This is a genomic window from Saccharopolyspora tripterygii, from assembly GCF_054778355.1.
Map to the genome: position 1 here is coordinate 25,574 of NZ_BAAGZP010000010.1, position 21,648 is coordinate 47,221.

Here is a 21,648-nt window from a genome sequence, read left to right on the forward strand (position 1 = left end):
TCACCGCCGTGCCGGAGTGGCCAGGTGCGAGCCCACCCGTTCGAGCAGCTGCTCGAGCTCGGTGGCGACCAGCTCCAGGTCCGCGTTCGCCGAGACGACGACCAGCAGTCCGGTGCGCTCGGCCGCCTGCCCGAGCATCAGGAACGCGTCCTCGCTCTCGATCAGCGTGCTCCGCACGGTGCCGGAGCCGGTCTGGGCGCTCGCGCTCGCCACCATGCTGTTGATCGAAGCGCCCAGCGCGGCCAGCGCGTCGGCCTTGTCCTCCGGCATGCCCGAGAACGCGGTCGGCAGGCCGTCGGAGGAGAACAGGACCAGGCCTCTGACGTCGGAGACCTGGCGGTGGCAATCGTCGAGCAACCAGTTCAGATCGTCGCGGGTCACGAACGTCCCTCCTGTTGAGAACGGGCTCGCTGGATCTCGCTCATGAACGACACCGCCCCCGACCGGCGCCTGCCCTCATCGGAAGCCTTCGCGCCGGAACCGGATTCGCCCTGCGACTCCGGGCCCGACTTGAGCCGCGCGAGGGTCGTGCCGCGCTTGCGCTGCGGCAGGCCGCCTGCCGCGTCGGGCTCGCTGACCGACGACGTGGTGCGCGGTCTGCGGTGCATCCGGATCGTCGCCTCACCGCCGCGCTCGCGGTTGGCCGACACCTGCCCGGCGATGATGTCGCCCGGCAGCACCACCGAAGCGCGCGTTCCCGAGCGCTCGCCGGGGTGCAGGCTGACCGCGATGCCGCGGCGCTGCGCGAGGCGGCTGACCACCACGAGACCGAGACGGACGTCGTCCTGCACCGAAGTCGCGGTGAAATCCGGTGGTGCGGAAAGGGTTCCGTTTATCCGCTCGCGGTCGGCGTCCTTCATGCCCAAGCCGCGGTCCTCGACGTCCACCCGCACGCGGCCGTCGTCGGTGGGCTCGACCAGCACCAGGACCGATGAGTTCGGCGGAGAGAAGCGGGTGGCGTTGTCCATCAGCTCCGCCAGCACCCGGATCGTGTCGGTGACGGCCGGTCCCTTCACCGCCACCGCGGGCACCGCGCGCACGTTGATCCTGGTGTAGTCCTCCGTCTCGCCGATCGCCGACTGGACGACCTTGCTCAGCGGCACCGGATCGCGCCAGCGACGGCCCGGGCGGTCACCGGCGAGCACCCGCAGGTTCTCGATCTTGCGCCGCAAGCGGGTCACCGTGCTGTCGACCTGCAACAACCGGCGCAGCTTCGCCGGATCCTGCTCGTCGTGCTCGGCGGTGTCGACGAGCGCCATCGTCTGCTGGACGAGGGTCTGCTGCCCGCTGGCGATCGCGGCGATGGCGCTGCGGAACGCGGCGTGCGTCGCGGCCTCGTTGATCGTGGCGTCGATGGTGGCCCGCTGCGAGACCTCCATCGCGTCGGCGACCTGGCCGATCTCGTCGCGCCCGAAGTCCAGCTTGCCCAGTTCGGCGTCGGCGTCGACCCGTTTGCCGGCCCGGGCCCGCTGCAGGATCGGCGGCAGCAGGTCGTTGGTGCGGTGCAGCACCGCGTCGCGCAGCCTGGCCAGGCGCTGCAGGACCTGCTCGGCGAGGCCGATGTTGCGCCGCGAGTACCACCAGCAGACGCCGACCACCGCGACCGCGACCAGCACGACCAGGATCGTCCAGACGAACTTCGAGTAGCTCTTGGTCATGCCCAGGGTGATCGCGTGATCGGACTGGGTCATCGACAGGTCGTTGAGCGCCTGGCCCACGGCCTCGGTGTTCGCGCGCCAGGAGCGCTGCTGCTCCGGCGACGTCGCCTGGACGGCGGTCGCACCCCCTGCGATCAGCTGGTCCTCCGCGGCGGTGAGCCGCTGCCACGCCGCCGACCGGGTCAGCGCGTCGTACTGGGCGCGGACCTGCGGGGCCGCGTGCGCGCTCTCGACGCGAATCCGGCTGCGGTAGGTGAACACCCGCTCGGCGAACGCGTGGTGCTCGCCGACCTCGAAGCGGCCCGAGTCCATGGCGGAGCCGCCGATCATCGCGGCGCGCCGCATCAGGTCGGAGGCGCGCAGCAGTTCGGTGGCGGTGATCCCGTCCTGGGTGACCTGGATGTCGTGGGCCAGCCGGGACTGGGTGTCGAAGAGCTCGATGCCGGAGTCGATGACCGCGTTGAAGTAGTCGACGGTGGCGCGGCGGTTGAGGTGACCGGCCGCGAGCGCGCGGCGTTGCGGCAGTTCTTCCAGCCGGCGTTGCAGGTCCGCGGTCTTGGCCGCGATCGGCTCGGGCGCGTAGTCGATCAGCGATCCCAGCGTGCGGTTGAGCTGGTCGACGTCGCGGTCGGTCGTGGCGCGCGCGTTGGTCAGCTGCGCCGGCGGGACCCCGTCGCGCACCGAGAGGTCGCGTTCGTTCTGCAGCGCTGCGAAGGTCCGCATCGCCGAGGTTCCGGCCTCCTCGGCGGCGACCCCGATGCGCCAGACGACGAAGGACTCGACGCCTTGCGGCACCGTCGACGCGAGCAGCACCACCGACAGCAGCGCGATCGGCAGCGTGAGCGCGCGCGAGAGCCGCCTCTTGATGGTCCGGTGATGAGTTTCGGCGTCCTGAGACGTCACCAGCGGAAACCCCCCCTCCGGTTTCAGCAGCGATGATGACCCGCGGACGCTAACAGCTGATCAACCCTGCGTGTTGGCTATTCGCGGTCGTGTCAACGCATGTGACACGTTCATACCAACGCTGACTACGCCTTGGTCACGATCCGCATGCGGAACCGCAAAAATCGCCACTGACGGGCAACCTCCGGACGCCCGTCCGGACTCGGGTTCCTGCTGGGGGCGGTGGTCACCCGGTCCCAGTTTTAGTCATAACCGAGCCATGATCATGTCCGAAATGTCGGCTCAGTTTGGACTAAAACTGGGACCGGCCTCACCGCGCAGACCGCACGGAGCGTCCGCGCGGGGTTTCGCACCTCGGCTTCTCCTCGGTTTCTGCTCGGGCCGTGGGGGTGATGGGTCAGTAGCGGTGGAGTGGGGGTGCGTTCGGGGACGGCTGGGTGGTGACGTCGTGGGGTGCCGAGGTCTTCGCCGGGTCGCCATCGGAGGTGTAGCGCGACTCCGGGGCGGCGGCCAGCTTGTCCAGCCACGCCGTCGAGCCGTAACCGGCGTCCTCGCCCGCCGGGCCCTGCGAGCGGATGCGCGGGATGTTCGTCGGATCGAAGTCCGTGGTGAACGGCGACGGAGCCGGGTTCGACCCCACCAGCATCACGCTCGTGTGGTGGTAGGTGACCCCGTCCGCCGAACCGTCGGCGGCCAGCGGCTCCTCGTCCGGATGCATGCCCAGCGGCAGCGCGATCGAATCCACTCGCAGCCCCGGCACCGCATCGGTGATCACGCGCTGCATGCCGGCGATCTCCTGCTGCGCCTCCGCGGAGGAGACCTTGCCGAGGTTCGGGTGGTTCATCGTGTGGTTGCCGATCTCGAAGCCGTTGTCGTGCAACCAGGTGAGGCTCCGCCGTCCGGTGGGCTCCTCGAACGGCGGGTTGAACACGTACATCGTTGCCACTGGGCGGAAGCCCGGGTTGGCCTGAGCGACGGACAGCAGGATCCCGACCGCGGACTCCGGAGCGGGGTTGCCCGCCGGGTCCACTGTGAACTGAGAAGCGGATCCGTCGTCGAAGGTCAGCACGACGGGGTGCTTGCCTGCCGGGATGTCGATCTTCCCCGAGGCGTACTCGGTGGCCGTCACCGGAACGTAATCCTCGTGCACGAGCCGTTCCAGCTCGGCGCGGAAATCGCCAGGGGTGCGGTCGTACACGCTGCTCGGAGTGGGTGTGATGCGGTGGTACATCAGCACCGGGACGTCCCCTAGCTCGTTGGCCCCGACCGAGGCCGGGTCCGGTGGCGGCGGGGGAGCGGGCGGCGGTGCTGGAGCGGCAGGAGGCGGAGGGACGGGCGCGGCGGGTGCGCTGCACGCGGCGGCTGCGAACAACATCGCGAGCGCCGCGGCGCGAACCGTGGTTCTCAAGGGCAACATCGGAACCAACGGTATAGATCCGGTTCCGATCCCGGGATACTCCAACTGGCCAATTGATCTAGACCGTTCCGACTGCGACAGTGGTTTTCCGGCCGCGGTATTGGTCGGAACCCAATTGTCCAGCAAGGAAATTCGTGCACCGCGCGAGTTCGCCTGAAGTCGGGGAGGCGAAACCGATGTCGGATGCTGCTTCAGCGCGCGCCCGCATCAAGGCCATCAGCGGCGGAATGCCCAAATATGTCGTGATCGGAGTGGTGACCGCACTGGTCCTGCTCCTCGGATTCCTCCTGTTACGCGCACTGTCCACTGAGGACGTGAAGATCACCGGTTTGGCTCAGCCGGTGAACACCAATGCCGAAGTGGGTATTCAGGGCGTGAACAACGCCAAGATTTCGGTTGATGGGAGGGAAGTCGCCGCGCGGCAGGTGCCGGGCGGTTTGACCGTGGGACCCGCCGGGCTTCCGGAGGGCAAGCACGAGTTGGTCGTCGACGCACCACGCAGCATCTCCTGGCTCGGTTCAGACACCACGAGTCACGAGTTCACTGTGGACAACACGCCTCCGGACCTCCAGGTCGATGACTCGCTGCGACCGGACGGGCCGAACCGCCCGGTCACCGTCAACGGCAAGGCGCACGGCGCCGAGAAGGTCGAGGTCGCGGGCAAGCAGGTCAAGACCGATCCGCAGGGCGCCTTCAGCGTCGTGGTCGACAAGCCGGAGCGCGACGTCAAGGTCGTGGCCACCGACGCCGCGGGCAACAGGGCCGAACGGGTCATGACCGTCCACATCAAACACCCGGGCATGCGGGCGGTGCACGTCACCGGCATGGCCTGGACCAGCGACTCGCTGCGCGAACCGATCCTGGAGATGGCGCGGCAGGGCAAGATCGACACCGTCGAGCTCGACCTCAAGGACGAGAGCGGCGAGGTCGTCTACGACTCGGCCGTCCCGACCGCGCACCAGATCGGCGCGGTCAAGGGCTACTACAACGCCCGGCAGGCCCTCGACCAGTTGCACGGCATGGGCGTGCGGGTCGTCGGCAGGCTCGTCGCGTTCAAGGACCCGATCCTCGGTGCGGCCTCCTGGAACAGCGGTCACCCCGAGCGGGTCGTGCAGACCGCCGGTGGTTCGCCCTGGTCCAGCGGTTACGGGGAGTTCGCCTTCACCAACTTCGCGGACCCGGTCGTGCGCCAGTACAACGTCGACATCGCAGCCGAAGCCGCCCAGCTCGGGTTCGACGACGTGCTCTACGACTACGTGCGCCGGCCGGACGGTCACATGAACCAGATGCGCATCCCGAACCTGGTCGGCACTCCGGAGACGGCCATCGCCGACTTCCTGCGCCAGACCCAGACCGAGGTGCGCTCGCGCGGAGCCCTGCTGGGTGCCTCGGTGTTCGGCATCGCCGTCGACCGGCCGACCGAGATCGCCCAGGACGTCCGGCAGATGTCGCAGTACGTCGACTACATCGCGCCGATGGTCTACCCGTCGCACTGGGCGGAGGGCGAGTTCGGGGTCGCCAACCCCAACACCCAGCCCTTCGACATCGTCCAGCGGTCGTTGGCCGAGTTCGCGAAGGCCGTCGAGGGCACCGACGTGCAGATCATCCCGTGGTTGCAGGACTTCAGCCTCGGAGCGTCCTACGGTCCGGCCGAGGTCGCCGCGCAGATCGACGCCTCCCGCACCAACGGCATGAACTCGTTCCTGCTGTGGGCGGCCAACTGCCGCTACCACGACGCGGCGCTGACCCCGACGGGCTGAGCCGGACGGGCCGTTCGTCCTGGTGGGCGGACGGCCCGTTCCCTCAGGGGTTATTGCTGAATCACCTTGCTTGGCGGTGCGGGTGGCGGAACCTCACACGCCGTCTGGCCTCCGTGCGCCACTCCTGATGTATGCCAATACACGGCGTCGTGTCGTACTCACCCAGACGACGTGTGAGAACCCGCGGCGGTGCGGGCTGAGTCCCACACCTGAAACAACGGCTCCGCCGCATCCTGAAACGACTCCTCAGGCCCCGGCCGGGGTGGGGATCGCGAACAGGTCGGCGTGGCCGTTGGAGATGAACGACGTTCGTTGCCGCAGTTCGCCGAACGCCGCGGTCAGCCGGGGGAAGCGGTCGAACAGCGCGGACAGGGCGATGGCGGCTTCCAGGCGGGCGAGCTGCGAACCGACGCAGAAGTGCACGCCGTGGCCGAAGCTCAGGTGCCCGGTGTCGGCGCGAGCCGGGTCGAAGAGATCCCCGTCAGGGCAGTGCGCGGGGTGCCGGTTGGCCGCGAGCAGGCCCGCCACGATCGGCTCACCCGCTCGGATCGTCTCGCCGCCCGGGATCGCGATGTCCTCGACGGCGAAGCGCAGCGGCAGGTTCGCCAGCGGCGCTTGCCAGCGCAACGTCTCCTCCACGACATCGTCCCAGCTCACCTCGCCGGCCCGGAGCGAAACCAGGTGCCGGGGTTCGGTGAGCAGTTCGGCGACGGCGTGCCCGATCAGGTTCACGGTCGTCTCGTGACCTGCCGAGAACATCAGCATCAGGGTGTCGGTCAGCTCGCCGTCCGACAGGCGCGTGCCGTACTCGTCCCGCATCGTCAGCAGATCGCTGGTCAGGTCATCGGCCGGAATCCGCCGCCGCGCCGCGACGTGCTCGCCGAACAGCCGGTACAGCGTCTCCATCCCGGTCACCATCTGCTCCGGGGTCGTGGTGGTGCTGAAGAACAGCTCCACGAGCTCGCGCATCTCGTCCAGGACGTCGCGGCCGGTGATGCCGAGCAGCGAGCTGATCACCGCGACGGGCAGCGGGTTGGCGAAGTGCGCGCGCAGGTCGACCGCGACCCCCGGTGGCGCGGAAGCGACCTCGTCGAGCAGGCCGGCGGTGATCGCCTCGATGCGCGGACGCAGGTCGCGGATGCGGCGGGCGGTGAAGGCAGGCGCGATCAGCGCGCGGAGCCTGCGGTGATCGGCACCGTGCGAGTTGAACATGTTCCGCATCGAGACCCAGGTGTGCAGCGGCCAATCCGCGGGCAGATCGCGATATCCCGGCCAGTGCCGGTGCGGATCCTTCGACACGCGGGTGTCGGCGAACAGGGAGCGGAGCACCACCGGATCGGTGACCAACCACGCCTCGACGTCGCCAGGCAGCGACACCCGGGTCGTCGGGCCTCGCGCGCTGAGCCGCTCTGCCTCCGCGTGCAATTCGCGTCCGGTGGGATCGAGCGGGTACGGGCAGGTGGAAGGTTCCATCGCTGGGCTCCGTCACGTCGTTTCAGCACGCCGGGATGGCGCGAAACCATCATGGAGAAATCGCAATTCCTCCGGTGAGCGGTGTCGGAATGAAGCTCCGTTCAGACGCGTCGGTCGGCGACCCGTCCGATGCACGACCGGAATGCGGCAGGGCGTTCGCCTCGTCGGGGGAGTCGACCGGTCCGTTCGCCACGCGTGCTGGAAACTGCACTGGAATCGCCGCCGAGGTCTGGATCGTGAGGCCGCCGGTGATGTATCCCCATGGGCGGCGCGCGGTTCAGCGGCGCGCCCCTACAGCAGAAGACGCAGGAGGTTCGGAGACGATGCGGTCGAGCGTTCGGGTGGGGTTGAGCGTGCTCGGGGTGTGCGCGCTGGTGGCACCGGTGGCGCAGGCGGCGCCTTCCGAACCGCCCAAGCAGGCCGAGGCCGTCGGCTTCGGCGGGGCGGTCTCCAGCGTCGACCCCGACGCCACCGAAGCCGGCCTGGAGGTCCTGCGCCGCGGAGGCACCGCCGCCGACGCGGCCGTGGCCACCGCCGCGGCGCTCGGAGTCACCGAGCCCTACTCCGCAGGCGTCGGCGGTGGCGGGTACTTCGTGCACTACGACTCCGCGACCGGCGAGGTCGAGACGATCGACGGCCGCGAGACCGCGCCCTCATCAGCGCGCGAGGACCTGTTCCTGGAGAACGGGCAGCCGATCCCCTTCGACGACGCCGTGACCAGCGGACTCGGCGTCGGCGTCCCCGGTACGCCGCTGACCTGGCAGCGCGCCCTGGACCGGTGGGGCCGCCAGGACCTCGGTGACGTCTTGCGCCCGGCCGAGAAGATCGCGCGCGAGGGCTTCGTCGTCGACGAGACCTTCCGCTCGCAGACCGCCGATAACCAGGACCGCTTCAGCGCCTTCCCCGCCACCCGCGACCTCTTCCTGCCCGGCGGGCAGCCGCCCGCGGTCGGCAGCGTCCACCGCAACCCTGACCTCGCCGAGACCTACCGGCAGCTCGGCGCCGACGGCGTGCAGGCGCTGTACTCCGGCGACATCGGTGCCGACGTCGTCAGCACCGTCAACCACCCGCCCGTCGACCCGGCCGCCGGGCGCCACGTCCGGCCCGGTGCCATGACCGCATCGGACCTGCAGGACTACCGGGCCCTCGACCAGGAACCGACCCACTCCGGATACCGGGGGCTCGACGTCTACGGCATGGCGCCCTCCGGCTCCGGCGGCACCACCGTCGGCGAAGCGCTCAACATCCTCGAACGCGGTGATCTCGCCGCCGCCGACAAGGCCGGTTACCTGCACCGGTACCTGGAAGCCAGCAAGCTCGGGTTCGCCGACCGCAACCGCTGGGTGGGCGACCCGGCGTTCTCAGACGTGCCCACCGACGGGCTGCTCAGCGACGAGTTCGCAGCCTCCCGCGAGTGCCTGATCAGCGACGACGCCGCGCTGCCCGCGCCGGTCAAGGCCGGCGACCCCGCGGCTCCGCAGGACTGCGCGGGCGGTCGCGGCGGTCGCGAGCCCTACGAGGGGCCCAACACCACGCACCTGACCGTCGCCGACGCCAGCGGCGATGTCGTCTCCTACACCCTGACCATCGAGCAGACCGGCGGCAGCGGGATCGTCGTGCCGGGGCGCGGGTTCCTGCTCAACAATGAGCTCACCGACTTCAACTTCACCCCGGTCACCCCCGGCGAGCCGGACCCGAACCTGCCCGGACCGTCCAAGCGGCCGCGCAGCTCCATGAGCCCGACGATCGTGCTGCGCGACGGCAAGCCCGTGCTGGCGCTGGGAAGTCCCGGCGGGGCGACGATCATCACCACCGTGCTGCAGACCCTCACCGGACGCCTGGACCGGGGGCTGCCGCTGGTCGACGCGATCGCCGAACCCCGCGCCTCGCAGCGCAACAGCGCCACCACCGACGCCGAACCCGCGTTCCTCGCCCAGCCCGAGGCGGCGAAGCTCGAAGCGCTCGGGCACCGGTTCGAAGCCACCGACGAGATCGGTGCCGCCACCGGCGTCGAGCTCCTGCCCGACGGCCGCTGGCTCGCCGCGGCGGAACCCCACCGCCGAGGCGGCGGCGCGGCCGGAGTAGTCATCCCAGCCCCCTGACCAGCTGAAACTCTTCGCTCCCAGCGGGGTGTTCGAATGTCGCGCGACATTCGACCGGGAACTTCCGGGCTCGAATCTCGCGCGACATTCGAATTGCGCGGGTCGGGTGGTGCCGTTCGGGTGGTGCGGGGGCGGGGCGCGGCGGTCGGTCGAGGTGCGCGTCCGGCGACTAGACTCGTCGGGTCGTAGTCGACGTTTCAGGGAGACCAGGTGACCGTCCAGCCGATCAGACTCTTCGGCGACCCCGTCCTGCGCACCAAGGCCGACGAGGTGGTCGACTTCGACAAGGAGCTGCGCACCCTCGTCAAGGACCTCTGGGACACGATGGAGGACCAGGGCGGAGCGGGGCTGGCCGCGCCGCAGCTGGGCGTGAGCCTGCGCGTGTTCACCTACCACTGCGACGGCTTCGCCGGGCACCTCATCAACCCCACCTGGACCGCCGTCGGCGACGACGGGCAGCTCGGCGAGGAGGGCTGCCTGTCCATCCCCGGCATGTCCTGGGACTGCTTCCGCAACAAGCACGTGGTCGCCCGCGGCTGGAACCTGCAGGGCGAGCCGATCGAGGTCGAGGGCACCGACCTGCTGGCGCGCTGCATCCAGCACGAGAGCGACCACCTCGACGGCGTGCTGTTCCTCGACCGGCTCGACGAGGAGACCCGCAAGACCGCGATGCGCGAGATCCGTCAGGCCTCCTGGTTCGAAGGCGCCGTCCCGGTGATGAAGCAGAACCCGCACCCGCTGTTCGGAGGGCGCTGAGGATGCGCGTGGTCTTCGCCGGAACCCCCGCGCCCGCCGTCCCCGCGCTGCGAGCGCTCATCGACTCCGACCGGCACGAGGTCGCCGCCGTCGTCACCCGCCCCGACGCGCCCGCCGGTCGAGGCCGCAAGCTCCTGCGCTCACCCGTCGGCGCGCTCGCCGACGAGCACGGCATCGAGGTCCTCACGCCCGCCAAGGCCTCCGAACCGGAGTTCCTGGCGCGGCTGCGCGAGATCGGCCCCGACTGCTGCCCGGTCGTCGCCTACGGCGCGCTGCTGCGCGACGAAGCGCTGTCGATCCCCGAGCACGGCTGGGTCAACCTGCACTTCTCGCTGCTGCCCGCGTGGCGCGGCGCCGCGCCCGTGCAGTCGGCGATCCGGCACGGCGACGAGATCACCGGTGCCAGCACCTTCCGCATCGTCCGCGAGCTCGACGCCGGGCCCGTCTTCGGCGTGGTCACCGAGCAGATCCGCCCGACCGACACCTCCGGTGAACTGCTGGAACGGCTCTCGATCTCGGGAGCCGGGCTGCTGGCGGCCACGCTCGACGGCATCGAGGACGGCAGCGTCCGGGCCGAGGAGCAGCCCACCGACGGCGTCAGCTACGCGCCGAAGGTCGCGGTCGAGGACGCCAAGGTCGACTTCACCGCGCCCGCCGCAGCGGTCGACCGGCTCGTCCGCGCCGTCACCCCGGAACCCGGGGCGTGGGCGCTGCTGGGCGAGGACCGGTTCAAGCTCGGCCCGGTGAGCATCACCGACGAGACGCTGCCGCCCGGCGAGATCAGGGCCGGGAAGCGGCGGGTGCTGGTGGGCACCGGCACGACCGCGGTCGCGCTCAGCGACGTGCAGGCGGCGGGCAAGAAGCGCATGGCCGCCACCGACTGGGCCCGCGGAACACGCATCGAGCAAGGAGAAAAGCTCCAGTGAACGAACGCCGCCGACGGCCCTCCCGCCCGTCGAAGGCCCGACCGCCGCAGCGCAAGGCCAACCCGCGACCGGTCGACGTCGACCCGGTGCGGCTGGTGGCGGTGGAGACGCTGCGCGCGGTCCGGGAGCGCGACGCGTACGCGAACCTGGCGCTGCCACCGCTGCTCAAGCAGCGCCGCCTGTCCGGTCGCGACGCGGCGCTGGCCACCGAGCTCACCTACGGCGCGTGCCGGGCGCAAGGCCTGCTGGACTCGGTGATCGACGAGTGCAGCACCCGCCCGCTGTCCGAGATGGACCCGAAGCTGCTGGACGCGCTGCGCGTCGGGGTGTACCAGATCCTGCGCACCCGGATTCCCGCGCACGCCGCTGTCGCCTCCACTGTGGACATCGTTCGGTTCGAGAACGGTTCCAAGCTCTCCGGTTTCGCCAACGCCGTGCTGCGGCGCGCCGCGGAGTTCGACGAGCAGGAGTGGGTCGACAAGATCGCCCCGGACCGCTCCAAGGACCCCATCGGCTACCTGGCGGCCAAGCACGCGCATCCGAAGTGGATCGCGCAGGCCTTCGCCGACGCCCTCGGGCTCGACGAGCTCGAAGAGGCGTTGGCCGCCGACGACGCCCGCCCCGCCGTGCACCTGACCGCTCGGCCCGGGGAGATCAGCTCCGACGAGCTCGCCGCCATCACCGGCGGCGACCCGGCGCCCTACTCGCCCTACGGGGTGCGGCTCGAATCCGGTGCCGGTGACCCGGGCGACCTGGAACCGGTGCAGGAGGGCTTCGCCGTCGTCCAGGACGAGGGCAGCCAGCTGGTGAGCCTCGCGGTCACCAAGCCCGAGGTCGAGGGCCCGGACCTGCGCTGGCTCGACCTGTGCGCCGGGCCCGGCGGGAAGGCCGGGCTGCTGGGCGCGCTGGTGACCCTCGACGGCGGCACGCTGGACGCCGTCGAACCCGCCAAGCACCGGGCCGAGCTCGTGCGCACGGCCACCGAAGGCCTGTCGGTCGCCGTGCACACCGGCGACGGCCGCGACCCCGGGCTGGAACCCGGCTTCGACCGGGTGCTCGTGGACGCGCCCTGCACCGGGCTCGGCGCGCTGCGGCGCCGCCCGGAGGCGCGCTGGCGGCGACAGCCCGGCGACGTCGGCGAGCTGACCAAGCTGCAGCGCGAACTGCTCACCTCGGCGATCCGGCTCACCCGCCCAGGAGGCGTCGTCGGCTACGTCGTGTGCTCGCCGCACCTGCCCGAGACCGAAGGCGTGGTCGCCGACGTCGTGCGCCGCACCGGCGTCACCCAGCTCGACGCCCGCGAGCACTTCCCGGACGTGCCCGACCTCGGCGACGGCCCGGGCGTGCAGCTCTGGCCGCACAAGCACGGCACCGACGCGATGTTCTGCGCCCTGTTCCGGGTCTGACGAAGGGAGGTCCGAAGTGGACTACCGGGAGTGGTTGAAGGTCGCCGTGCAGGAGGCCGAGTCCGGTCTGGCTTCCGGCGGCATCCCGATCGGCGCCGCGCTGATCGGCTCCGGCGGCGACGTCCTGGGGCGCGGCCACAACCGGCGCGTGCAGGACGACGACCCGTCGGTGCACGGCGAGACCGCGGCCTTCCGCAACGCGGGCAGGCAGCGCTCCTACGGCGGCACCACGATGGTCACCACGCTCTCGCCGTGCTGGTACTGCAGCGGGTTGATCAGGCAGTTCGGCATCGGACGGGTCGTCATCGGCGAGGCCCGCAACTTCCACGGCGGTCACGACTGGCTCGCCGAGCACGGCGTGGACGTCGTCGTCCTCGACGACCCCGGCTGCACCCGGATGATGACCGAGTTCATCGCCGCGCACCCCCGGCTGTGGAACGAGGACATCGGCGAGGACTGAGACCGTCGTCTCAGGGGGAACATCGCCGGGCGCGGCCCGGTTGACCGGAGCACGCCCGGTCGATGAGGGTTGGGCGGCCCAGAGATCGAACGACAGGTGGTTCGCATGTCCTCCACTCCGGTCGAAGTGACCCGCACCGGCTCGCACGCCTTCACCGCGACCAACTCCCGGGGTGCCGAGGTCGCCGTCGGGCTCGACGGAGCTCCCGGCGCGTTCACCCCAGGTGAGCTGCTGCTCGCCGCCGTCGCCGCGTGCTCGGCCGTGACCAGCGAGAATCTGTTCGTCCGGCGCATCGGTGAGGACGCCGAGCTGGTCGCGCGCGCCGACCGGACGAAGAGCCCCGAGGACGAGCACAAGTTCGCCGAGATCCAGGTCTCCTTGGAGGCCGACCTCGACGGCGTCGAGGACCGCGACAAGGTGCTGAACGCGGTGCAGCGCGCCATCGAGAAGTACTGCACGGTCAGCCGCTCGGTGGAGGAGTCCACCCCCATCAACCTCACGCTCCCGCGCTGAGCCACCTCGCCAGTTCCCAGTTTTAGTCCAAACCGAGCCATGATCATGTCCGAAATGTCGGCTCAGTTTGGACTAAAACTGGGAACTGCCTCCGCGGCCCGGAGTCCTCCGGCGTTGGCAACTGTTTCGCATCCTGGGGGGCTCGTGATCGACTGGGCGTCGTAGGGTGCTCGGATGTCCGAAGCGGTCGGGCCACGAGCAGGAGGCAGCACAGGTGGTTGAGGACACCGCACCGGCACAGCGGTCCGGGTTGCGCCGGGCGCTCTCCGGGCGCCAGGTCGGCATGATCGCCATCGGCGGTGCCATCGGGACGGGGTTGTTCCTCGGATCCGGCCTGGCGATCTCCATCGCCGGACCCGCGGTGATCATCGCCTACGCCGTCGCGGCCTTCGCCGCTCTCGCGCTCGCCTACGCCCTCGCCGAGATGGTCGTCGTGCATCCCGAAGCCGGCGGCTTCGGCGCGGTGATCCGCGAATACCTCGGCGGACTGCCCGGTTTCATCTCGCGCTGGATCTACTGGGCCGCCCAGGTGGTCAACATCGGCAGCGAGGTCATCGCCGCCGGCCTCTACCTGCAGTTCTGGTACCCGGCCCTGCCGCTGTGGGTCCCGGTCGTGGGCTTCTCCGCGCTGATGCTGGCGGTCAACCTCGCCGCCGTGCGCTTCTTCGGCGAGTTCGAGTACTGGTTCGCCATGATCAAGGTCATCACCATCGTGGTGTTCGTGGTGCTCGGCGTCGTCTACATCGTCTTCGGCCTGCCCGGTCACGCGCCCGCTGGTGTCGGGGCGCTGACCGACCACGGGGGCTTCCTGCCCAACGGCCTCGGCGCGGTGTGGCTCGCGCTGACCGTGGTCACCTTCTCCTACCTGGGCACCGAAGCGGTGTCGATGACCGCCGCCGAGTCCCGCGACCCCGCCCGCGACGTGCCGCGCGCCGCCCGCAGCACCGTGCTGCGGCTCGCGCTGTTCTACGTGATGGGCATGCTCGTGGTCGTCTCGATCCTGCCGTGGGATCAGATCTCCTCGTCCGACGACGTCACGCAGAGCCCCTTCGTGCGGCTGTTCAGCATGGTCGGCATCCCCGCCGCGGCCGGGATCATGAACTTCGTGGTGCTCACCGCGGCCCTCTCGGCGATGAACACCAACCTCTACCTGACCGCCCGCATGACCCACTCGCTCGCGCTCGACGGGTACGCGCCCCGGTGGTTCGCCGGGGTCAGCCGCAACGGGGTCCCGCGCCGCGCGCTGGTGCTCTCGGCGGTGGGACTGGCGCTGGCCGCAGCGCTGGCGGTGTTCACCGAGGAGAGCGCGTTCCCGCTGCTCATCGGCCTGGCGCTGTTCGCGGCGCTGGTGGTGTGGCTGATGATCTTCGCCTCGCACCTGGTGTTCCGCCGCCGCCGCGCGGCCCAGGGCCTGGACCCCTCGCCGGTCCGGCTGCCGGGCGCTCCGGTGACCACCGTGCTGGCGATGCTGTTCGTCGCGGCGGTGCTGCTGACGACCCCGTTCACCGAGCAGTTCAACACCGCGTGGAAGGCGGGCGTGCCGTTCCTGGTGGTGCTGTGCGTCGCCTACTACGCGATCAACCGCGCGAAGCCGGGCTTGACCGAGAAAGGTGCCCCCGGCGACCGTTCGTGACGGGGACGCCTCCATCGGAGGAGGGCGTGAGGTCGGCGCGGTGGCGGGGGATTTAAACTCGCGCATGTGTCGAACCAGCCGATGATCGCGCCTTCCATCCTCTCCGCAGACTTCGCCCGGCTCGCCGACGAGATCTCCGCCGTGGGCGGAGAACCCGGCAAGCGGGCCGACTGGCTCCACGTCGACGTGATGGACGCGCACTTCGTGCCGAACCTCACGCTCGGCCTGCCCGTCGTCGAGTCGATCCTCAAGACCACGGACATCCCGGTCGACTGCCACCTCATGATCGAGAACCCGGACCGCTGGGCGCCGGGTTACGCCGAGGCGGGCGCGCACAACGTCACCGTGCACGCCGAGGCCGCCGGCGACCCGGTCAACCTCGCCAAGGACCTGCACGCCGCGGGTGCCAAAGCGGGCCTGGCGATCAAGCCGAACACCGACTTCGACGACTACGTCGAGATCCTCAAGCACTACGACACGCTGCTGGTGATGTCGGTCGAGCCCGGCTTCGGCGGCCAGAAGTTCATGGCCGAGGTGCTGGACAAGGCCCGCAAGGCCCGCCGGCTCGTCGACACCGGCCACCTGAAGCTGCTCGTCGAGATCGACGGCGGCATCAACGCCGAGACCATCGAGCAGGCCGCCGAAGCCGGCGTCGACTGCTTCGTGGCGGGCTCGGCGGTCTACAACGCCGAGGACCCGGCGCAGGCCATCGAGGCGCTGCGCGGGACCGCCACCCCGGCCTTCACCCAAGCCCGGGCCTGATCACCACCGCCGCGCATCGCCCGAGGAGCACGCCATGACCGCTGAGGTCGAGCACCGGGCGATGCGCGCCGCGATCGAGGCCGGGGAGCGGGTGCGCGGCACCACCAGCCCGAACCCGCCGGTCGGCTGCGTGATCCTCGACGCGCGCGGTGAGGTCGCCGGTGTCGGCGCCACCAGCCCGCCCGGTGGCCCGCACGCCGAGGTCAACGCCCTGCGCGAAGCCGGTTCCCGCGCCGAAGGCGGGACCGCCGTGGTCACCCTCGAACCCTGCGCGCACACCGGCCGGACCCCGCCGTGCGCCGACGCGCTGCGCGCCGCCGGGATCGCGCGCACCGTGCACGCGGTCTCCGACCCGAACCCGTCGGCCTCCGGCGGTGCCGCGATCCTGCGGGCGGCCGGAGTCGACGTCCACAGTGGTCTGCTCGCCGGCGAGGTCGCGAAAGGGGCGCTGCGGGCGTGGTTGCACTTCGTCCACACCGGACGCCCGCACGTGACCTGGAAGTACGCGGCCACGTTGGACGGACGGTCGGCGGCCGAGGACGGCACCAGCAAGTGGATCAGCTCGGCGGAGTCCCGAGCCGAGGTGCACCGGGTGCGCGCCGCGATGGACGCCATCATCGCGGGAACCGGGACGATCCTCGCCGACGACGCGCAGCTGACCGCCCGCGACCCGAACGGCGCGCTGCTGGAGCGGCAACCGCTGCGGGTGGTCATCGGCGATCGCGACCTCCCACCGGAGGCCCGGGTGCTCGACGACGCGGCCGACACGCTCCGCCTGCCCGGCGGTGACCCCGCCGCGGCGCTGGCCGAGCTCGCCGGGCGCGGCGTGGTCGACGTGCTGCTGGAAGGCGGGCCGACCCTGGCCGGCGCCTTCTGGAATGTGGGACTGGTCGACCGCGTGCTGGCCTACATCGCACCGGCTCTGCTGGGATCAGGACCCGCAGCGCTGGGAAATGCCGGGGTGGGAAGCATCTCGCAAGCATGGCGGTTGCGAATCGAAGAGACGACGATGAGTGGCCCGGACGTGCGCATCAGCGCGGTCCCGAAGGACTGAGTCCTTGAGCGGCGGGCAGCGAGGCCCGCAGGGCAGGCAGGAGGCAGCAGTGTTCACCGGGATCGTCGAGGAACTCGGCACCATCGAGTCCGTGGAGCCCCTTGAGGACGGCTCGCGGCTGACCATCAGCGGTCCGGTGGTCACCCAGGACGCCAAGCACGGCGACTCGATCGCGGTCAACGGCGTGTGCCTGACCGTGGTCACCACCGAGGCCGGCTCGTTCACCGTCGACGTGGTCTCCGAGACGCTGCGCCGTTCCTCCCTCAAGCACGTCGACGCTGGTGAGCGGGTCAACCTGGAACGCGCCATGGCGCTGGGGGAGCGCCTGGGCGGGCACATCGTGCAGGGGCACGTGGACGGCACCGCCGTGCTGCGCGACACCGACGAGGCCACCGGGCTGACCTCCTTCGACCTCCCCGGCTGCCTCGCGCACTACCTGGTGGAGAAGGGTTCGATCACCGTCGACGGCGTGTCCCTGACCGTCGCCGAGATCGCCGACGGCGAGCCCGCGCGGTTCTCCGTCGCGCTGATCCCCACCACCAAGGAGCTGACGACCTTCGGCCGACGCGCCGCGGGTGACGAAGTGAACATCGAAGTGGATGTGCTGGCCAAGCACCTGGAAAGGCTCTCCGCAGCTCAGCTGGCTCAGCAGAACCATGGTGCACCCGCGGTGACGGGGGACAATGGCGGCAGCAGGGAGGCGCGATGAACCCCGAGGACGAGGTTTCGGAAACGGTGAGCACGAAGAAGTTCGACACCATCGAGCGGGCGTTGGCCGACATCGCGGCCGGCAAGGCCGTGATCGTCGTCGACGACGAGGACCGCGAGAACGAGGGCGACCTGATCTTCGCCGCGGAGAAGGCGACGCCTGAGCTGGTGGCCTTCATGGTCCGCTACACCTCGGGCTACATCTGCGTGGGCATGCCCGCCGAGGACTGCGACCGCCTCGACCTGCCCCCGATGTACCACTCCAACCAGGACCGCAAGGGCACCGCGTACGCGGTCACCGTGGACGCGGCGGAAGGCGTGACCACCGGGATCTCGGCGGCCGACCGCGCGCAGACGCTGCGCGTGCTCGCCGACGCCGAGGCCACCCCGAAGGACCTGACGCGCCCCGGCCACGTCGTGCCGCTGCGCGCCCGCGACGGCGGTGTGCTGCGCAGGCCCGGGCACACCGAGGCGTCGGTGGACCTGTCGCGGATGGCGGGCCTGCGGCCCGCGGGCGCGCTGTGCGAGATCGTCAGCCAGAAGGCCGAGGGCGACATGGCTCGGCGCGACGAGCTGGAGGTCTTCGCCGACGAGCACGACCTCGCGCTGATCACCATCGCCGACCTGATCACCTACCGCCGCCGCTTCGAGAAGCAGGTGGTGCGCGTCGCCGAGGCGCGCATCCCGACCGTGCACGGCACGTTCCGGACCTTCGGCTACGACAGCACGCTCGACGGCATCGAGCACCTGGCGATGGTCTACGGCGACATCGGCGACGGCGAGGACATCCTGGTCCGGGTCCACTCCGAGTGCCTGACCGGCGACGTCATCGGCTCGCTGCGCTGCGACTGCGGTCCGCAGCTGGACGCGGCGATGGAGCAGGTCGCCGAGGCCGGACGCGGCGTCGTGCTCTACATGCGAGGCCACGAGGGCCGCGGCATCGGGCTGATCCACAAGCTGCAGGCCTACCAGCTGCAGGACGACGGCGCCGACACCGTCGACGCCAACGTCGCCCTGGACCTGCCGGTGGACAGCCGCGACTACGGCCAGGGCGCGCAGATCCTCTGCGACCTGGGCATCAAGTCGATGCGGCTGCTGACCAACAACCCGGCCAAGCGGATCGGTCTGGAGGGCTACGGCCTGCGGATCGTCGACCGCGTGCCGCTGCCGATCCGCCCCAACCCGGAGAACATCCGCTACCTGCGGACCAAGCGCGACCGGATGGGGCACGTGCTGGACAATCTGGACGACGGTGAGGACTCCTCGATCGCCGGCGACACGGGAGTGACGGCCTGAGGCTCGTCGAAGCAGCAGGAGCTCTTGAAAACAGCACCTCAGGGGACCGTGATGCAACACGGCCACGAGAAACCTCCACACGCGAGGTCCGGCCGCGACGCAACCACCACTGACAAGCGCGGAGAGGCGGAACAGTCATGAGCGGGGAAGGCAGGCCGCGGGTCAGCGTGCCCGAGGCCGGCGACCTGAAGGTGGGCATCGCGGCGATCCGCTGGCACGAGCACCTGGTCGAGCAGATGCTCGAACGAGCCGTGGAAGCGGCCAAGGAAGCCGGCATCGCCGAGCCGACCGTCGTCCGCGTGCCCGGCTCGGTGGAGCTGCCGGTCGTGTGCCAGCAGCTGGCGCACTCGCACGACGCGGTCGTCGCGCTCGGCGTGGTCATCCGCGGTGGCACCCCGCACTTCGAGTACGTGTGCGACTCGGTCACCCAGGGCCTGACCCGGGTGTCGCTGGACGAGTCCACGGCGGTCGGCAACGGCGTCCTGACCTGCGACACGCTGGAGCAGGCCGAGGCGCGAGCCGGGTTCACCGACTCGGTGGAGGACAAGGGGTTCGAGGCCACCGCGGCGGCGCTGGAGACGGCGCTCGTGCTGCGGGACCTGCGCGGCGGAGCCGACGGCGACCGGGGGTTCCTGTGAGCGCTGCAACCGTCGACGTGCGCCCGCGCAAGGTGCGCCGGGTCGCGATCCCGATCGCGATCCTGCTGGTGGGAGTGTTCGCACTGGTCGGGACGCTGCTGCGGGACACCCCGACCGGGGTGGTCTTCAACGTCTCCGACCAGATCGCGATGGGCTTCCTCGGCCTGCTGCTGGCCTCCGGCGTGATGCTGCTGACCAGGCCGCGACTGCGAGCCGATGCCGAGGGCCTGGAGGTCCGCAACATCATCGGCACCCAGCGCATCCCGTGGCAGCTGGTGCAGGGCGTCACGTTCCCCGACGGAGCGCCGTGGGCGCGGGTGGAGCTGCCCGAGGACGAGTACGTCCCGATCATGGCCGTCCAGGCCACCGACGGGAACCACGCGGTCACCGCGATGCGCGAGCTCCGCGAACTCCGCCGCTCGATCGACGCCTGACCGGCCCGAGACCACGAGAGCCCCGGTGATCGCCGACGCGATCACCGGGGCTCTTCGCGCGTCTGGCGAGGTCAGCCCGCGGAGACGAGGTCGCAGACGAAGACGAGGGTCTCGTTCGGGGCGATCACGCCGGGCACGCCGCGCGGGCCGTAGCCCATGTGCGGCGGGATGGACAGGCGACGGCGGCCGCCGACCTTCATGCCCTGCAGGCCCTTGTCCCAGCCCTCGATGACCATGCCGGAGCCCAGCTGCAGCTGGAGCGGCTGACCGCGGTTCCAGCTCGCATCGAACTCCTCGCCGGTGCTGTGCGACACGCCCACGTAGTGCGCGGCCACGTTGTCGCCGACCTTCGCCTCGGCACCGTCGCCGACGACGATGTCCTCGATCACCAGATCGGCCGGCGGCTCACCGGTGGGGGCCTCGACGACGGGCTTCTCGTTGCTCACGGAAGTGCTCCTAGATTCGGGAACGTCTCACCGACCATTGTGGTCACACCCCACCCGGGTCGCACCCCACCCCCAAGAACCCCGGAATCCCGTTCCACCTCACCGGGAAACCGGCCCTCAAGGGATCTCCGCTCAGCGACGGGGGCGGACGACGGGGGCTGCCAGGGCCACCACCAGGGCGAGGGCGGCCGGGATGAGCAGGGCCGTGGTGAGGTCGGTCCAGTGGGTGATCACGCCGATGATGACCGGCCCCGCCAGCAGCCCGCCGTAGCCGAGGGTGCTGACCTGGGCGAGGTCGCGGCCCGCTCGTGCCGGGTCGCGGGTGCCCGCCGCGCTGAAGACCTGCGGGATGATGCAGGACAGGCCGATCCCAAACAGGGCGAAGCCGATGATCGCCGCCACCGGGTGGTGCGCCAGCAGTCCCGCGCCCATGCCGACACCCGCGATGAGACCGCAGGTGCGGACCAGCACGACCGGTCCGAAGCGGGACACCAGGCCGTCGCCGAGGAAGCGGCAGATGGCCATCATCGTGGAGAACACCGCGTACCCGATCGCCGCGACCGCCGGGCTCGTGAGCAGCTCGTCGTGCAGGTACAGCGGGGACCAGTCGGCCATCGAGCCCTCGCCCAGTGAGCAGCTGAACGCCAGGACGCCCAGCAGCAGGATCGCCGGCGAGATGCCGCGAGCGCGACTCCGCTCGGCCGCCTCCTGCGGTTCGGCGGGCAGCAACCGCCGCCGCGACACCTCGACCAGCACCGCGAGCGCGGCGGCCGCCAGCGTGAAGTGCACCGGCACCGGCACGTCGAGCTGCGCGGCCACCGCCCCGGCGCCCGAGCCCAGCAGGCCGCCGATGCTGAACAGCGCGTGGAAGGTGATCACGATGGGCCGCGAGTAGTGCCGCTGCACCTGCATCGAGTGGGCGTTCATCGCCACGTCGACGACGCCGTGCCCGGCGCCGAACAGCACCAGGCCCCCCACCAGCACCGGAAGCGAACCCGCGTAACCGGGAAGCAGCAGTCCCGCCGCCATCACCAGTCCGCCCGGCCCCAGCACGCGGGCGCTGCCGAAGCGGTCCGAGAGGTGCCCGACGAACTGCATCGCCAGCACCGAACCCACCGCGATCGCGAACAGCGCGACCGTCATCCGGCCGTCGTCGAGCTCCAGATCTCGCTTGATCGCGGGGATCCGCGCGGTCCAGGTCCCCAAGGCCGCGCCGGTGGCCACGAAGTAGCCGATCACTCCCCAGCGTGCGCGACGTGCGGAAACCGTTGGAGCTTCGGTGGTTTCAGACAAGAGCGCTCAC

Annotated in this window: 20 protein-coding genes; 14 read left to right on the forward strand and 6 right to left on the reverse strand. The window is 70.6% G+C overall.

What is annotated here, in order from left to right:
- The 3 genes from ACYVF3_RS09880 to ACYVF3_RS09890 form a co-directional block, all read right to left on the reverse strand.
- Positions 1-381: a roadblock/LC7 domain-containing protein gene (locus tag ACYVF3_RS09880; protein ID WP_461153906.1), complete on the reverse strand. Its 381-nt coding sequence runs from the start codon at positions 379-381 to the stop codon at positions 1-3.
- The gene (locus ACYVF3_RS09885) at positions 378-2,561 is read right to left on the reverse strand and encodes a sensor histidine kinase (RefSeq protein WP_461153907.1); all 2,184 of its coding nucleotides are present in this window, start codon (positions 2,559-2,561) and stop codon (positions 378-380) included. The genes ACYVF3_RS09880 and ACYVF3_RS09885 overlap by 4 nt, the downstream gene beginning before the upstream one ends.
- Before the next feature lie 397 nt (positions 2,562-2,958).
- Positions 2,959-3,978: a polysaccharide deacetylase family protein gene (locus ACYVF3_RS09890; RefSeq protein WP_461153908.1), complete on the reverse strand. Its 1,020-nt coding sequence runs from the start codon at positions 3,976-3,978 to the stop codon at positions 2,959-2,961.
- 176 nt (positions 3,979-4,154) lie between these two features.
- Between ACYVF3_RS09890 and ACYVF3_RS09895 the strand changes: the two genes are divergently transcribed.
- Positions 4,155-5,738: a putative glycoside hydrolase gene (locus ACYVF3_RS09895; protein WP_461153909.1), complete on the forward strand. Its 1,584-nt coding sequence runs from the start codon at positions 4,155-4,157 to the stop codon at positions 5,736-5,738.
- 246 nt (positions 5,739-5,984) lie between these two features.
- Here ACYVF3_RS09895 and ACYVF3_RS09900 read toward each other — a convergent pair whose 3' ends face one another.
- The gene (locus ACYVF3_RS09900; protein ID WP_461153910.1) at positions 5,985-7,211 is read right to left on the reverse strand and encodes a cytochrome P450 family protein; all 1,227 of its coding nucleotides are present in this window, start codon (positions 7,209-7,211) and stop codon (positions 5,985-5,987) included.
- Between the two features lie 323 nt (positions 7,212-7,534).
- On the opposite strand from ACYVF3_RS09900, the gene ggt reads away from it, so the two are divergent.
- From ggt to ACYVF3_RS09965, 13 genes are all read left to right on the forward strand, one after another.
- Positions 7,535-9,313 (forward strand): gamma-glutamyltransferase, encoded by a 1,779-nt coding sequence (gene ggt, locus ACYVF3_RS09905; protein ID WP_461153911.1) that lies wholly within the window; start codon positions 7,535-7,537, stop codon positions 9,311-9,313.
- A 210-nt stretch (positions 9,314-9,523) separates the two neighbouring features.
- Positions 9,524-10,069 carry a peptide deformylase gene (gene def / locus ACYVF3_RS09910; protein WP_461153912.1) on the forward strand — a complete coding sequence of 182 codons (546 nt, stop codon included), beginning with the start codon at positions 9,524-9,526 and terminating at the stop codon, positions 10,067-10,069.
- Between the two features lie 2 nt (positions 10,070-10,071).
- Positions 10,072-10,995 (forward strand): methionyl-tRNA formyltransferase, encoded by a 924-nt coding sequence (gene fmt / locus ACYVF3_RS09915; RefSeq protein WP_461153913.1) that lies wholly within the window; start codon positions 10,072-10,074, stop codon positions 10,993-10,995.
- Positions 10,992-12,401 (forward strand): RsmB/NOP family class I SAM-dependent RNA methyltransferase, encoded by a 1,410-nt coding sequence (locus ACYVF3_RS09920; protein ID WP_461153914.1) that lies wholly within the window; start codon positions 10,992-10,994, stop codon positions 12,399-12,401. The genes fmt and ACYVF3_RS09920 overlap by 4 nt, the downstream gene beginning before the upstream one ends.
- 16 nt (positions 12,402-12,417) lie before the next feature.
- The gene (locus tag ACYVF3_RS09925; protein WP_461153915.1) at positions 12,418-12,861 is read left to right on the forward strand and encodes a nucleoside deaminase; all 444 of its coding nucleotides are present in this window, start codon (positions 12,418-12,420) and stop codon (positions 12,859-12,861) included.
- Between the two features lie 105 nt (positions 12,862-12,966).
- Entirely contained in the window at positions 12,967-13,374 is a 408-nt protein-coding gene (locus tag ACYVF3_RS09930; RefSeq protein ID WP_461153916.1) for an OsmC family protein, read from the forward strand.
- 214 nt (positions 13,375-13,588) lie between these two features.
- Complete coding sequence (locus ACYVF3_RS09935) at positions 13,589-15,007, forward strand: amino acid permease (RefSeq protein WP_461153917.1); 1,419 nt, start codon at positions 13,589-13,591, stop codon at positions 15,005-15,007.
- 81 nt (positions 15,008-15,088) lie between these two features.
- Entirely contained in the window at positions 15,089-15,769 is a 681-nt protein-coding gene (rpe, locus tag ACYVF3_RS09940) for a ribulose-phosphate 3-epimerase (RefSeq protein WP_461153946.1), read from the forward strand.
- 34 nt (positions 15,770-15,803) lie between these two features.
- Positions 15,804-16,823 carry a bifunctional diaminohydroxyphosphoribosylaminopyrimidine deaminase/5-amino-6-(5-phosphoribosylamino)uracil reductase RibD gene (gene ribD, locus ACYVF3_RS09945; protein ID WP_461153918.1) on the forward strand — a complete coding sequence of 340 codons (1,020 nt, stop codon included), beginning with the start codon at positions 15,804-15,806 and terminating at the stop codon, positions 16,821-16,823.
- 49 nt (positions 16,824-16,872) lie between these two features.
- Positions 16,873-17,532: a riboflavin synthase gene (locus ACYVF3_RS09950; protein ID WP_461153947.1), complete on the forward strand. Its 660-nt coding sequence runs from the start codon at positions 16,873-16,875 to the stop codon at positions 17,530-17,532.
- Positions 17,529-18,827: a bifunctional 3,4-dihydroxy-2-butanone-4-phosphate synthase/GTP cyclohydrolase II gene (locus tag ACYVF3_RS09955; RefSeq protein WP_461153919.1), complete on the forward strand. Its 1,299-nt coding sequence runs from the start codon at positions 17,529-17,531 to the stop codon at positions 18,825-18,827. Before ACYVF3_RS09950 ends, ACYVF3_RS09955 begins: the two co-directional genes overlap by 4 nt.
- Before the next feature lie 137 nt (positions 18,828-18,964).
- A complete protein-coding gene (gene ribH, locus ACYVF3_RS09960) occupies positions 18,965-19,465 on the forward strand; it encodes a 6,7-dimethyl-8-ribityllumazine synthase (RefSeq protein WP_461153920.1) in 501 nt (166 codons plus the stop codon).
- Positions 19,462-19,899, forward strand: coding sequence for a PH domain-containing protein (locus tag ACYVF3_RS09965; protein ID WP_461153921.1), 438 nt, complete (start codon positions 19,462-19,464; stop codon positions 19,897-19,899). The genes ribH and ACYVF3_RS09965 overlap by 4 nt, the downstream gene beginning before the upstream one ends.
- 71 nt (positions 19,900-19,970) lie before the next feature.
- On the opposite strand, the gene ACYVF3_RS09970 is transcribed toward ACYVF3_RS09965, so the two are convergent.
- Together ACYVF3_RS09970 and ACYVF3_RS09975 are read right to left on the reverse strand one after the other, a co-directional pair.
- Positions 19,971-20,345 (reverse strand): FKBP-type peptidyl-prolyl cis-trans isomerase, encoded by a 375-nt coding sequence (locus ACYVF3_RS09970; protein WP_461153922.1) that lies wholly within the window; start codon positions 20,343-20,345, stop codon positions 19,971-19,973.
- A gap of 132 nt (positions 20,346-20,477) precedes the next feature.
- A complete protein-coding gene (locus ACYVF3_RS09975) occupies positions 20,478-21,638 on the reverse strand; it encodes an MFS transporter (RefSeq protein WP_461153923.1) in 1,161 nt (386 codons plus the stop codon).
- Between the last annotated feature and the right edge of the window lie 10 nt (positions 21,639-21,648).